The sequence below is a fragment of the Mucilaginibacter sp. P19 genome, from assembly GCF_050632265.1.
GTDB lineage: Bacteria > Bacteroidota > Bacteroidia > Sphingobacteriales > Sphingobacteriaceae > Mucilaginibacter > Mucilaginibacter gossypii.
In genome coordinates, this window is sequence record NZ_CP192586.1 from 738,124 (window position 1) to 751,965 (window position 13,842).

The 13,842-nt window shown below is 42.6% G+C and carries 7 protein-coding genes, 2 tRNA genes and 3 rRNA genes; 7 read left to right on the forward strand and 5 right to left on the reverse strand.

The genetic code is table 11. The features are described 5' to 3' along the window. The first annotated feature begins 689 nt into the window (after positions 1–689). From ACQ86K_RS03660 to ACQ86K_RS03690, 7 genes are all read left to right on the forward strand, one after another. Positions 690–2,210: ribosomal RNA gene (locus ACQ86K_RS03660) — 16S ribosomal RNA — on the forward strand. A gap of 212 nt (positions 2,211–2,422) precedes the next feature. Then, positions 2,423–2,497 (forward strand) — tRNA-Ile (locus ACQ86K_RS03665). A gap of 85 nt (positions 2,498–2,582) precedes the next feature. Further along, a tRNA-Ala gene (locus tag ACQ86K_RS03670) sits at positions 2,583–2,659 on the forward strand. Positions 2,660–2,884: 225 nt separating this feature from the next. Then, positions 2,885–5,764 (forward strand): 23S ribosomal RNA (locus ACQ86K_RS03675). A 196-nt stretch (positions 5,765–5,960) separates the two neighbouring features. Continuing rightward, positions 5,961–6,072 (forward strand): 5S ribosomal RNA (gene rrf, locus ACQ86K_RS03680). Together the 16S, 23S and 5S rRNA genes with 2 tRNA genes alongside form the textbook arrangement of a ribosomal RNA operon. A 208-nt stretch (positions 6,073–6,280) precedes the next feature. After that, positions 6,281–6,520 carry a hypothetical protein gene (locus ACQ86K_RS03685; RefSeq protein ID WP_431199816.1) on the forward strand — a complete coding sequence of 80 codons (240 nt, stop codon included), beginning with the start codon at positions 6,281–6,283 and terminating at the stop codon, positions 6,518–6,520. 444 nt (positions 6,521–6,964) lie between these two features. Further along, entirely contained in the window at positions 6,965–8,032 is a 1,068-nt protein-coding gene (locus tag ACQ86K_RS03690) for an AAA family ATPase (protein ID WP_431199817.1), read from the forward strand. Positions 8,033–8,361: 329 nt separating this feature from the next. Here ACQ86K_RS03690 and ACQ86K_RS03695 read toward each other — a convergent pair whose 3' ends face one another. The 5 genes from ACQ86K_RS03695 to ACQ86K_RS03715 form a co-directional block, all read right to left on the reverse strand. Beyond that, positions 8,362–9,495 (reverse strand): DGQHR domain-containing protein, encoded by a 1,134-nt coding sequence (locus ACQ86K_RS03695; protein WP_431199818.1) that lies wholly within the window; start codon positions 9,493–9,495, stop codon positions 8,362–8,364. An 854-nt stretch (positions 9,496–10,349) separates the two neighbouring features. Beyond that, a complete protein-coding gene (locus tag ACQ86K_RS03700; RefSeq protein WP_431199819.1) occupies positions 10,350–10,646 on the reverse strand; it encodes a hypothetical protein in 297 nt (98 codons plus the stop codon). Beyond that, entirely contained in the window at positions 10,621–11,943 is a 1,323-nt protein-coding gene (locus ACQ86K_RS03705; protein ID WP_431199820.1) for a DGQHR domain-containing protein, read from the reverse strand. The genes ACQ86K_RS03700 and ACQ86K_RS03705 overlap by 26 nt, the downstream gene beginning before the upstream one ends. Then, a complete protein-coding gene (locus ACQ86K_RS03710) occupies positions 11,918–12,283 on the reverse strand; it encodes a hypothetical protein (protein WP_431199821.1) in 366 nt (121 codons plus the stop codon). The genes ACQ86K_RS03705 and ACQ86K_RS03710 overlap by 26 nt, the downstream gene beginning before the upstream one ends. Beyond that, on the reverse strand, positions 12,280–13,110 hold the full coding sequence (locus ACQ86K_RS03715) for a DNA adenine methylase (protein ID WP_431199822.1): 831 nt from the start codon (positions 13,108–13,110) through the stop codon (positions 12,280–12,282). The genes ACQ86K_RS03710 and ACQ86K_RS03715 overlap by 4 nt, the downstream gene beginning before the upstream one ends. Between the last annotated feature and the right edge of the window lie 732 nt (positions 13,111–13,842).

Genomic DNA, 13,842 nt, shown 5'->3' on the forward strand with positions numbered 1-13,842 from the left:
AGTTTTTAAACGAGAGTATAAACTTTTTCTCGTTGATGTATAGTTAGTTAAGGGAACATTAAGAAAAATAGTAAAGAATAATTTGGAGAAGGCGTAAAAGTGGCTACCTTTGCAGCCCGCAAACGAGGAAGTGAGTTAGCCGGGTTAGTACATTAAAAGGATAGAAAAGTAAAGGAAAAAAAGATTAAAATCTTTTTGTGGGAATGAAAAAAAATCCACACCTTTGCAGCCCGCAAAAGAGGAAAAGGAGAGAGCGAAGCGGGTCTGAAACTTTGAAAAATAAAAAATAAAAAAGTTTTGGAAATAAGAAAAGGTTTTCTACCTTTGCAGACCCAAACGGAAGGGAGCTTGAAAGAGCGAAAGAAGTTGAGGCTGAGCGAGTTCAGTCAATAAGAGAAGGAAGAAAGTTAACAATAGTTAATGAGTAAAACAAAAGAGCCGAAAGCGATTTTCGGGGAAACAAACTGACAAGTTAAGCGATGAAAATTGCGACGACATAATAGCTGATTCGGATGATGAAGCGAGCAAGTTCTTTTAAGAAATGGAAATCATGTAGCGTAACGGGAGATTAACCAAGGCTAAGGCTGAGGAAGATTGAAGAGTTACAAAAAGAAGAGAGGCTGTATAAAGATATAATAATACAGATTCTATTAATTAATAATAGGGTCAGTGGTTAAACAAAACATTTTACAATGGAGAGTTTGATCCTGGCTCAGGATGAACGCTAGCGGCAGGCCTAATACATGCAAGTCGGACGGGATAGGAGAGCTTGCTTTCCTTGAGAGTGGCGCACGGGTGCGTAACACGTATGTAACCTACCTTGATCAGGGGGATAGCCTCTCGAAAGAGAGATTAAGACCGCATAACATTATGATATGGCATCGTATTATAATCAAATATTTATAGGATCAAGATGGGCATGCGCAACATTAGCTAGTTGGTGTGGTAACGGCATACCAAGGCGACGATGTTTAGGGGATCTGAGAGGATGACCCCCCACACTGGTACTGAGACACGGACCAGACTCCTACGGGAGGCAGCAGTAAGGAATATTGGTCAATGGACGGAAGTCTGAACCAGCCATGCCGCGTGCAGGAAGACGGCCCTACGGGTTGTAAACTGCTTTTGCAGGGGAATAAACCTCGATACGTGTATCGAGTTGAATGTACCTTGAGAATAAGGATCGGCTAACTCCGTGCCAGCAGCCGCGGTAATACGGAGGATCCAAGCGTTATCCGGATTTATTGGGTTTAAAGGGTGCGTAGGCGGCTTTTTAAGTCAGGGGTGAAAGACGGTAGCTCAACTATCGCAGTGCCCTTGATACTGAAGAGCTTGAATGTACTTGAGGTAGGCGGAATGTGACAAGTAGCGGTGAAATGCATAGATATGTCACAGAACACCAATTGCGAAGGCAGCTTACTAAAGTATGATTGACGCTGAGGCACGAAAGCGTGGGGATCAAACAGGATTAGATACCCTGGTAGTCCACGCCCTAAACGATGAACACTCGATGTTGGCGATATACGGTCAGCGTCTAAGCGAAAGCGTTAAGTGTTCCACCTGGGGAGTACGCCCGCAAGGGTGAAACTCAAAGGAATTGACGGGGGCCCGCACAAGCGGAGGAGCATGTGGTTTAATTCGATGATACGCGAGGAACCTTACCCGGGCTTGAAAGTTAGTGAATGTGACAGAGACGTCACAGTTCTTCGGAACACGAAACTAGGTGCTGCATGGCTGTCGTCAGCTCGTGCCGTGAGGTGTTGGGTTAAGTCCCGCAACGAGCGCAACCCCTATGTTTAGTTGCCAGCATTTAAGGTGGGGACTCTAAACAGACTGCCTATGCAAATAGAGAGGAAGGAGGGGACGACGTCAAGTCATCATGGCCCTTACGTCCGGGGCTACACACGTGCTACAATGGATGGTACAGAGGGCAGCTACCTGGCAACAGGATGCCAATCTCTTAAAGCCATTCACAGTTCGGATCGGGGTCTGCAACTCGACCCCGTGAAGTTGGATTCGCTAGTAATCGCGTATCAGCAATGACGCGGTGAATACGTTCCCGGGCCTTGTACACACCGCCCGTCAAGCCATGGAAGCTGGAAGTGCCTGAAGTGCGTAACCGCAAGGAGCGTCCTAGGGTAAAGTCGGTAACTGGGGCTAAGTCGTAACAAGGTAGCCGTACCGGAAGGTGTGGCTGGAATACCTCCTTTCTGGAGCAGGATCTCTGAGTAATTCGGAACTGTTACCTACATGATATTTCTTAAAACACAAACAAAAAGACAAAAGGAAACCCAGAAGATGAAGCCATCTGTGGAATGTGCAAACGCAAGTAAGTACAGGACAAGTGGCAGTAAGCAGTGGCAGCAGCAGTAGGCAGAAAAGTCCTGCAAACTGCAACTGATAACTGCAACTAAAAACAAATAGTCCTGTAGCTCAGCTTGGTTAGAGCACTACACTGATAATGTAGGGGTCAGCAGTTCAAATCTGCTCGGGACTACAAAAAAGGAAGAAAGGGAAAAGGATAAAGGCAAAAGGTAAGAAAACCTTTCAGCTTTAACCTTTCAGTTTTCACCTCATCTAACGGGGGATTAGCTCAGCTGGCTAGAGCACCTGCCTTGCACGCAGGGGGTCAACGGTTCGAATCCGTTATTCTCCACCAAGTATTCTACAGTAACTATAATATAGGTTACGCTACAGATGAAAACTAACGTTCTTTGACATATTGGAAGAAGTAATTGAAAACAAGAGAAAACAACAGATAGAGACGTTGTTAGGTTCAATACTACAAAGAGACAAAGCAGCAATGCAATGACTCAATGAAATAATGACTTAATGACTGATCTAAAATAAAGACATACCTTGCGGCGCAAAAGGCGCAAGAGTAGAAGAAAGTAAGAAAGGGTACACGGGGGATGCCTTGGCTCTCAGAGGCGAAGAAGGACGTGATAAGCTGCGATAAGCTGCGGGGATTAGCAAATATGAATTAATCCGCAGATTTCCGAATGGGGAAACCTAGTTATTTGAAGAATAACTGCATAAATGCGCTAACCTGCCGAACTGAAACATCTAAGTAAGCAGAGGAAGAGAAAACAATAGTGATTTCCAGAGTAGTGGCGAGCGAAATGGAAGAAGCCCAAACCTGTTATGTTACGGCATAGCAGGGGTTGTAGGACCACAACATGAATATTAAATAGAACCGGAACGGGGTGGGAAACCCGGCCATAGAGCATGAGAGCTGCGTACGGGTAATAGATAATAGGATAGTGGTATCCTGAGTACCGCGAGGTCGGAGACGCCTTGTGGGAATTTGCCGGCACCATCCGGTAAGGCTAAATACTCCTGAGAGACCGATAGTGAACCAGTACCGTGAGGGAAAGGTGAAAAGAACCCCGAACAGGGGAGTGAAATAGAACCTGAAACCGTGTACTTACAAGCGGTCGGAGCCTGGCAACGGGTGACGGCGTGCCTTTTGCATAATGAGCCTACGAGTTACTCTTCCCTGGCAAGGTTAAGTGTTTAAGACACGGATCCGAAGCGAAAGCGAGTCTGAAAAGGGCGTATAGTCAGGGGAGGTAGACGCGAAACCTTGTGATCTACCCATGGGCAGGTTGAAGGTGCCGTAACAGGTACTGGAGGACCGAACCGATAAACGTTGAAAAGTTTCCGGATGACTTGTGGGTAGGGGTGAAAGGCTAATCAAACTGGGAAATAGCTCGTACTCCCCGAAATGTTTTTAGGAACAGCCTGGCGGTTGAGTTATAAAGAGGTAGAGCTACTAATTGGGTGCGGGGGAGTCAAATCCTACCAAATCCAGATAAACTCCGAATGCTTTATAATATACGCTGGAGTGAGGCTATGGGTGCTAAGGTCCATGGCCGAGAGGGAAAGAACCCAGACCATCAGCTAAGGTCCCTAAATTATTGCTAAGTTGAACTAACGAGGTCCGATTGCACAGACAGCTAGGATGTTGGCTTGGAAGCAGCCATTCATTTAAAGAGTGCGTAACAGCTCACTAGTCGAGCGATCGGGCATGGATAATAAACGGGCATCAAGCAGTATACCGAAGCTATGGATTCATATTAATATGACTGGTAGGGGAGCATTCTATTATCCGGCGAAGCAGGAAGGTAACTGACTGTGGAGGGAATAGAAAAGCAAATGTAGGCATAAGTAACGATAAGGCGGGAGAGAAACCCGCCCACCGAAAGACTAAGGTTTCCTGATCAACGCTAATCGGATCAGGGTTAGTCGGGGCCTAAGGTGAAGCCGACAGGCGTAGCCGATGGACAACTGGTTAATATTCCAGTACTTTTTATTACTGCGATGCGGTGACGGAGTAGTGACACTGACGCGAACTGACGGAATAGTTCGTTAAAGGCTGTAGGTAAATAAACTGTAGTTAAGTACGCAGATTATGCTGAAAGCTGATAGTACACCGAATCTTCGGACAAGGTGATAGTTCAGGTAATCAGACTTCCAAGAAAACCCGCTAAGCTTCAGGTAATAAAAACCCGTACCGTAAACCGACACAGGTAGTCGAGGAGAGAATCCTAAGGTGCTCGAGTGAATCATGGCTAAGGAACTCGGCAAAATGGCCCTGTAACTTCGGGAGAAGGGGCGCTGGCAGCAATGTCAGCCGCAGTGAAAAGGCCCAGGCGACTGTTTAACAAAAACACATGGCTATGCAAAATCGCAAGATGACGTATATGGCCTGACACCTGCCCGGTGCTGGAAGGTTAAGAGGGGATGTTAGTCGCAAGGCGAAGCATTGAATCGAAGCCCCAGTAAACGGCGGCCGTAACTATAACGGTCCTAAGGTAGCGAAATTCCTTGTCGGGTAAGTTCCGACCTGCACGAATGGTGTAACGATCTGGGCGCTGTCTCAGCCATGAGCTCGGTGAAATTGTGGTATCGGTGAAGACGCCGGTTACCCGCAACGGGACGGAAAGACCCCATGCACCTTCACTATAGCTTAACATTGATATCGGATACAGGATGTGTAGGATAGGTGGGAGACTGTGATCCGGCTTCGCTAGGAGTCGGTTAGTCAACGTTGAAATACCACCCTTTCTGTATTTGGTGTCTAACTCTTCAACGAGGAGAACATTGTTTGGCGGGTAGTTTGACTGGGGTGGTCGCCTCCAAAAAGGTAACGGAGGCTTTCAAAGGTAAGCTCAGTACGCTTGGTAACCGTACGTGGAGTGCAATAGCATAAGCTTGCTTGACAGTGAGACAGACAAGTCGAGCTGGGTCGAAAGACGGATATAGTGATCCGGTGGTTCTGCATGGAAGGGCCATCGCTCAAAGGATAAAAGGTACGCTGGGGATAACAGGCTGATCTCCCCCAAGAGCTCATATCGACGGGGAGGTTTGGCACCTCGATGTCGGCTCGTCACATCCTGGGGCTGGAGAAGGTCCCAAGGGTTGAGCTGTTCGCTCATTAAAGTGGCACGCGAGCTGGGTTCAGAACGTCGCGAGACAGTTCGGTCCCTATCTGTTGTGGGCGTAGGAAGTTTGAGTGGGGCTGACCTTAGTACGAGAGGACCGGGTTGGACTAACCTCTGGTGAATCTGTTATGCCGCCAGGTGTACTGCAGAGTAGCTACGTTGGGAATAGATAAGCGCTGAAAGCATCTAAGTGCGAAACTAGCCACAAGATGAGACTTCCATTGAGGGTCGTAGGAGACTACTACGTTGATAGGTTACAGGTATAAAGGTGGTGACATCATAGCCGAGTAATACTAATTGCCCGAAGCTTTCTTCAGATAGAAACAGTGAGGGTACAATCCAAAAGATTGTACCCCGCGAAAACAAAAACAACAAATGCTGTTGTTTTCTCTTAAATCAATCACTTCTTTCAATAATATGTCATTGTTCAGGCGAAAGGCCAAAGGATAGAGGCAAAAGGTAAGAAAACCTTTGACCTTTTACCTTTCAGCTTTCACCTCAACAAAAAGAAATTCAGGTGCCTATATCGGCGGTGTCTACCTCTTCCCATTCCGAACAGAGAAGTCAAGCCCGCCAGAGCCGATGGTACTGCGGTAAAACGTGGGAGAGTAGGTCGGTGCCACCCTTTATCACTTTCAATAGTGTAATAAACGCAAAAGCCTTAGCTAATAACTAAGGCTTTTTTGCGTTGGTAGCCCTTTTGATAAACCTATCATACTCTCCATAGCGCGCTTCAGCGGCAACAAAAAATACAAGTTAACACACATACTTTTTATTGTGGTAATAATAACTTACGATGATTTTTTTATGTTTGCGCTTCCAAAAATAGCCCCATGGAATTTGAAAAATTAGCAGCCCAAATTAAAGTAGAAATAGCAAAACTGGATACCACGCCCGAGCTTGATAAAATCAACAGGGCTTTTGACGAGAAGATCCGCAAGGTGGAGGAAGCCCGCCGCGAGAAGCTGGCTACCGTGCCCGATAACGCCGTAGAACGCAAAAAACTCATCGCCGCCCTCGAAGCCCTCGGCGAAAAATATGTTGAACCTGCTAAGAAGAAGAGCAGGGAATAAGGGATTGGTTTTGTAGAAGAATTTAAAAGGTCTGCCAGGGTTTGGCGGGCCTTTTTGTTTGTTGGGGTGTCTGGTTGTGTGGGGAATGATGGTTTCGGAGCATTGGCGCTTACTTGTATTGTACTGTTCAATTTTTTAAAGTGTAAACACCTGGTGTTTTGTTGTAAAAGTGAACGACTGATAATCAGCGTGTTGTAAATTTGTAAATTTGTTCAAAATCGCGATTTGAACAAATTGTATTTGATAATCAGATGGTTATGTAAATTGGTTTTTGAACGTTGAACACCCGGTTTTTAAAAATTGAACACTGACAAAATGCTGTCACCATTGGGGGGCTTTTTAGTGGGTAAATTTGAGTGCCTTTCATGATTGCCGGCAGGGTGGCGGCAAATAACGATGGATGTTTCGGGCTTTTGAGCTGCCGGACAGGGGGCGCGACAAATTATGGACCATACTGCAGAAAAACCCCTGGTTATTCAAATGATTCAGAATGAGGTGCGGGAAGCGGCGGCTAAGCTTGGGCGAAAGGGGGAGGTTATGATCTCCGACCCGGATGCGGTGGTTGAGCTGTTTGATATTTACCCGGCCAATGAGTGGATGGCTATGGAAACTGAACACGAAACGCCCCAAATGCTGTTTGGCAACTTCTGGCTGGAAGGCGAGTTGTGCATCCTGTTTGCCGATACCAATATGGGCAAAAGCCTGCTGGCTGTGCAGCTGGCCGACAGTATTACCCGGGGCGAACCCATTGCTCCCTTTACGCTTGGGGCCGAAGCCTCGCCGGTATTGTATATTGATTTTGAACTTACCGGCAAGCAGTTTGAACAACGCTATACCGACGGCCAAGACCGTTACCAGTTTGCCACCGAGTTTTACCGCGGCGAATACAACCAGTTTAACCGTGCAAGCTCGCATTATCAAAAGCTGGACAGGTATGTGATTGAAGCTTTAACGCGGGGCATTAAGCGTACCGATGCCCGGGTGCTCATTATTGATAATATTACCTGCCTGCGCAACGGAACCGAAAGCGCCGGGGCTGCCCTGTTGCTAATGAAGGAACTGAAAAAGCTTAAAACCCGCCATGGGGTAAGTATCCTGGTATTGGCCCATACGCCTAAGCGTAACCCGCGGCTGCCGCTGAGCCGCAATGATTTGCAGGGCAGTAAAATGCTCATCAATTTTTGCGACAGCGCCTTTGCCATGGGCGAAAGCCACTCCATGCCCGGCCAGCGCTATTTAAAGCAAATTAAGCAGCGCAGCACCGCCGAAACTTATGGTGCCGACAATATATGCCTTGCCCAACTGGAACGGCATCACGGTTTTTTAAAGTTTGTTTTTACAGGGAATGACTGCGAGAAAAACCACCTGCGCGACGCCTCCCGGCAGGAACGCGAACGGATGCACCGCGAGGCTAATAAATTAAGCGATGAAGGTTTAAGCCAGCGGCAGGTGGCGGAGCGGCTTGGCCTGAGTGTGGGCAGTGTGAATAGGATGCTGAATAACCAGTTGTAAATCGGCGCTGTGTAAATAACTTTCGGCTGGCGCACGCGTGCCGCGTGTATCTTATCGGTTGTGTGATGATTCTGACTTAGTATGCGAAGCACACTCGACACGCGTGCGCCAGCGAAGGTATGAGTGTGGGAAGTGTGAATCGGATGCTAAATAGCCGGCTGTAAGGTTCTTACAAATGCGCGAGGAGTCACCACATACCCGGCGTGAGTATGCGGGGTGGGGCTGGTGGGCTGCGTACTCGTGACCTATTGAAAAGTGCTAAATACCCGGGCCAGTTAGGGGGACACTCGAGACGATGGAGGTATAATATTCTTGTTGAATTCAATGTTTCAAGTCTGAATTAATCTACTTTTGCTGATTAATTCGGAATATAATTTAGCTTGCCCTGCTGTTCCCGGTAAATAATTTGTTCTATTAAAATCAACGTCTTTTAAACCTATACTTTCGAAAACCTCTCTGAATTCATTTAGTGTTACTTCTTCTCCAATCTTGTTAAATGACACATACGCGTCTCTGAAGAATTTCATTAATGCTAAAAAGCCAGTTGACTTATTTAAAATCATTTCAGGAGCGACGATTTGCCAAGCAACAGGCCATTTCAACCTTATCGCTTCAAAATAATTCCATATTATCTTTGCTATTAGGATTTCTTTTTCTTCGATAAAAAGATTTCTTAGAGGGCGAGCCAGTAAATCAGGACCTTGATATTTTTCTGGGGTCTTTCCTCTTTTAAATATATCCCTATCAGTCATTATATCTTTAGAAAGATATCGCATTAATGATTCTGAAAAGGTTGCTTGGGTAATTGTTTCTTTTTCTTTGTCGTTAGCCGTACCTAATATTTTAATTTTTTCATAAAAAGGGCTTCCAACCTTTTCATTTAACGCTCTAACAATATTGTGAGCCGTTTTTTGTGGACTCCTTTTTTCGGCAAACGCAAACAGATCAGCCACTAATGATTTATTAACTTTGGTTTGAGTTTTGTTAATCGTCGCAAATACAATCGCTTGATCTTCTAATTCCATCTCAATAAATATTGTCACATTAATCTGAAATGCGTTATCATCCTTTGTGAAATATTCGAGACCAGCTATCCTGTGTTGCCCATCCAAAACTTTGGCAACATTATCTCTAAATGGAACTTTTATTGTTGAAGTGTTTTCGTCGTAAAATGCATTTTCTTGATTAATATGCAGGATTACAGCGGTTGGGAAAGTGGCGTCAACCATATTTACATACTTCCCAATTTCTTTTGCTCTATTAGGGGAAAGTTCACGTTGAATGCCAGAATAAATTTCAATATCCCTCATTTCATTTCCAGCCTCTAAACGTCTAATATCCGCATAAGAAATCTTCACTAAATCGCTATGTCCCATAACCCCGATGTAAAATGTACCTAAGGGTTGAGTACATTTAATACATTTGAATTCAATTGTTTGCTCTGATAGCTCTATTTCTTTCATAGCCCATTCATTATGTTATTGATACCAGCTCGTTGAGCCGCGACAACATCTACTTTCATTGAATTTTGAAAGTTTGCATAATAATACAGAAAGATTGTGACGACAAACAAGCTAACTGATGTTTTGAATAGAAAGTCGTCCTCATTATTAAACCCCACTATTTTTAATACATATAGTACAGATGCACCTAATATTAAGAGGCAAGTGACAATTAGCAATATAGAATTCCAATCAGTATTTATTACTTTGAAAGTGTAAAATATATAAGCTGCAGATGTTAGAAAGGCAGCTACATACAAGTAGAATTGACCTTGGTTATAGAAAATTTGCCAACCGGGCCATTTATGGGGATTAGCACCATAGAAAATTAAGCTGAAGATAATAGGAAGTAAATTACCTACTAAGTTGATTAGTGTAAATAATATTGGTTCTGAGTGCCTTTTCATTAATAGGACTATTTAATATTTAAAACATTTATAGTACGTTGGTTGTATAAAACTGCGATATGGTCTTATCTTTTTACCAACCAATCATGAATTTTCTCAATGAATGATAGCTCCTCGCTCGTAACATAATAGGTGTGAGAGTTTTCATTTCTTATTCTGTTCAATTCAACTATCCATTTTGTTTTTGCCTCTTTTCCCCCACTTATTTTTTCTTCTCCCGGTTTGGTGAAAGTGCTTTCAAATAACTTTTGCCAATTTTTTAAAATAATTTCCCTGTAGTCTATTAAATGTAACTGATCCCAGGGTTCTTTTTCTTCGTCTTCATTATCAATTTCCCTGTTTTTCTTCGCCGCTAATGCAATTGCGTCTGAATATATTTTCTCTGGAACTCCTTTTTTGAACCAAGCTTTACCAAATCTCGTCTTCTAATTTTTGCCTGACCACAACCTTTAGATACTCATTTTCTATTTCTCTTATGTATAGAAACGCTGTTTCATTGTTCTCTTTTTCTTCTTTTTTCAAATAGTCATCGAGGCCTATAAAAAATATCTCGGGGTAGTCTGTTCTTACTGCTAATTGTAATGTCCGCCAATATTTGGCATCGCCAGGCATGCCATACGCAGATTTTAACTCATTAATTTGTGCTTCATTTACCTCTCTATAAAACTTAATAACAGAGTCAAGATATGGTTTGATTTCTGTCAAAGATGTCTTTCACCGACGAACTTTGATCGATCATTTCATGTTTAATCAAATGATTCACGCAGTCATTTAAAATCATCACTATTCCATAGATGCCTTTATTTATTACAATAATATTTCCTTCTTGATCCCACAAATCGCTGAGCTCATCTTTAAGATAACCAAAACTTTTGATCAAAAAATCGGAGATGTTTTGAAAAGCCTTATTTAGATTACCTGTATAAAATGTTCCCACTTTTTCGATCTCTTTAGCCTTAACTTTACCTAAGAAGTCACTTTTGGATAATGCAATACCTATCTGTTGGGTAGATATTGACTTTTTATCTTCACCAATTGAAATTTTATCATAAAGAGGAGAGCGTCGATCTTCTCCTAATTTTATAGCTATGCGCGCCTTCAGAGCCTTTATTTGATCAATGTAGCTTTCGGAATCCCACAATAAATCCGCGTCTAAAGTATTACGTAGGTCTTTAGAGACAGGCTTTTGATTCTCATTGATCTGCATGAACAGTTTGACCTGATCAGACCTGTCCAAATTCACTAATGCAACTACAGGTATAGTATTAGTATTTCGATATTTGGAATTAGCATATCCATATAACCGATGTTGACCATCAATGATGTACGCTGATCTATACTTTTTAGGAAGGTGAAGTATTCCTATTCTTGAAATTGAATCTGGAACTTGGTTAGAGGCGCGTTCGAACACCAAAGAACCTTTAGTTGATACGATATTAATAATTACCGAGTTGGGAAAATATCCAGCCTCTTCTTCTATAAATTTATGAATTTCTTTTAATCTTGCTTTTTTAATAAGCCGTTGATAGGTCGGCATCATATTTTCATGTGCCTTGTTACGGTGTAACACGTAGCCTATCTTTAGTAGTTTTTCCGGTTCTATAGAAAATGAGTAATAGGTGTGCCCACCCATTTTCCCCTCTATAGCAGGGATTCTGTTTTCTAAATCCGGAATATCTTGACTGGCAAACAATGAACCTAATAACTGATAACGGGCGGCTAAACCAAGTTGAGATTGTAAAGAATCGTAGTAATCAATGACTTCCTCGGAAAAGTGAATTCCATCAATTTTATTTAAAGCAGCTTCATCTTCCTGTGAAATACCTATATTCCGTGTAGCTAAGATATATTTGAATTTTGGCTTAGCACCAGGGAATAGAGCAAGAATAGTAGCTATTAATCCGGCTTTCTTGTATTTAATTTGTTCAAGATGTTCATCAAAACTGCTTACGATGTTTTTGATCGACGATCGACAGTCAATTATGAGCACTGTTCTCGTCATCTTTAGCCAAAATATCTATGTTGTGTACTGCTGATAGATCTTTTTTATCACAAGATAAATCAAAGCTTTCTTTATTTAGGAATTTGAATCCTAATCGTGCAAATAATGACCATACCCTATCTTTAAAAAGAATATCATTGGGTTTAGGCTTTGATAGCTTAGTTTTTGACTTTAAGACTACATCTACCTCCCATCCTTCTTGCAGCTTATCCTCTATGATGGCTGCACCATTGTTAAAGCTTTCTTTATACGAATCAAGCTTTTTTAATCGTAGTAATTGTGAAATCTCATCACCTGTTATCAGGTTTTCAAAAAATTTTGCTCGTAACTCTTCAGTCATAATGCTATGTTTGTAAAAACGAATTCGCTTATCTGTCCTCTTTTTGCTTTTAACCCTCCTATACCGTTTGATCGGTTGAGGATTAATTTAGTGTCACCTTTTTCAAAAATTTCATCGATGGTTTTATGAGCAGCGTTTGTTAAGATGTAATACGCACCCTTTTCCTTTACCTTTTCGATCATTTCGCTTAAACGTATCTGATCATTAAGAGAAAATATCTTCTCATTATATTTAATGAAGCCGTTGTTATTGTGAGAAACAGTATAAGGAGGATCTAAAAAAACCAAGTCGTTAGCATCTATATTGCCAAGGATTTCATTGAAATCACTTTGAAATAACGTACAATGCTCTAATGCTTTACTCGCACTTCGCAAAGCGTCTATGTCAAGAAAGTCCTTTTGCCTAAAGCCGTAAGGAACGTTATATTTTCCTTTTAAATTGACACGATATATTCCGTTAAAGGAGGTTTGATTTAAATAGATAAATTGAGCGGCTCTTTGTATTGAATTATCAAATTTGGTTTCTCGAATTTGATAATAGAAATCTTCCTCATTTTTAAAGAAAGCCATCTCTTTTATGATATCCTCAACATTTTCCTTAACAGAACGATAGGTTTCAATCAGGTTGCCATTTAGATCTGACAGATATGAATGACCTTTAGGAGCTAAATAAAAATACGTAGCTCCGCCACCTAAAAAGGCTTCATGATAATTCCTGAACGAAATATGTTTGAGGTTAATTAGATGTTTAATAAGCCATGTTTTACCGCCCGCCCAACGTAAAAATGGCCGTGCGATACGGGTGTCATTTAGGTTTAATTCTTTCATTTAGATTAGGTTAAATGAAAGTAAAAAAATAAATGGAGTTGTCAATAATTAATATGATTTAAATGAAAAAATAATTTAAAATATACTGGTAATTAATACTCAAGAATATCTGTATGCCCTGCTGCCCGAAGCAAATCCAATACTTAGCAAACTAACTACAAGGTACAGTCTTGCGTTAGTGAAAGCAAAAAACTGCCTTTAAAGCTGTGATTTTATGGCTCTTAAGCAGGGTTAAGTGATAGATGAAGCTCAGGATTTTGTCCGCAATCAGTCCACACCTACCCCTTCCCCAAAACGGACGGACAAACCATTTTTCATCGTCTCTTTTCGGGCTTTGAGCCCCGCCCACGTTAGGGATTGCAGCGGAAAACCCACAGCCTTGCGCAGGCCTTCGCGCAGGGGCCAAGGCGAGGATTTGCAGCGTAAAGCCCGGGCCGCAGGCAACGCCATTATTTGATTTCGGAATTGGGATTTTCGATTTCGGATTTAAGGCATTGAGCAACGGCTGTTATGCTGAGTGTTTAAATCCGGGGCTTCAGAAGGTAAAATGACATCTGCGTCACGTCATTGCTGTAAGGAATAAAGCAATCCCCGACAGGTTGGAAACAGGCTTCATTAGTATTTGACTTACATCGTCGCGCTCGTGGCCGCGCGGGGCCAGTTACGTTTTTCCCTATTGTTCATTTTTTAAAGTGCTCAAGAAGGCTCCGCCGTTTGTCTTGACACAAAAGT

Excerpts from the sequence above, each read along its gene's own strand:
- ACQ86K_RS03685 (WP_431199816.1), top strand. The coding sequence starts at position 6,281 with ATGGAATTTGAAAAATTAGCAGCCCAAATTAAAGTAGAAATAGCAAAA.
- ACQ86K_RS03690 (WP_431199817.1), top strand. The coding sequence starts at position 6,965 with ATGGACCATACTGCAGAAAAACCCCTGGTTATTCAAATGATTCAGAAT.
- ACQ86K_RS03695 (WP_431199818.1), bottom strand. The coding sequence starts at position 9,495 with ATGAAAGAAATAGAGCTATCAGAGCAAACAATTGAATTCAAATGTATT.
- ACQ86K_RS03705 (WP_431199820.1), bottom strand. The coding sequence starts at position 11,943 with ATGACGAGAACAGTGCTCATAATTGACTGTCGATCGTCGATCAAAAAC.
- ACQ86K_RS03710 (WP_431199821.1), bottom strand. The coding sequence starts at position 12,283 with ATGACTGAAGAGTTACGAGCAAAATTTTTTGAAAACCTGATAACAGGT.
- ACQ86K_RS03715 (WP_431199822.1), bottom strand. The coding sequence starts at position 13,110 with ATGAAAGAATTAAACCTAAATGACACCCGTATCGCACGGCCATTTTTA.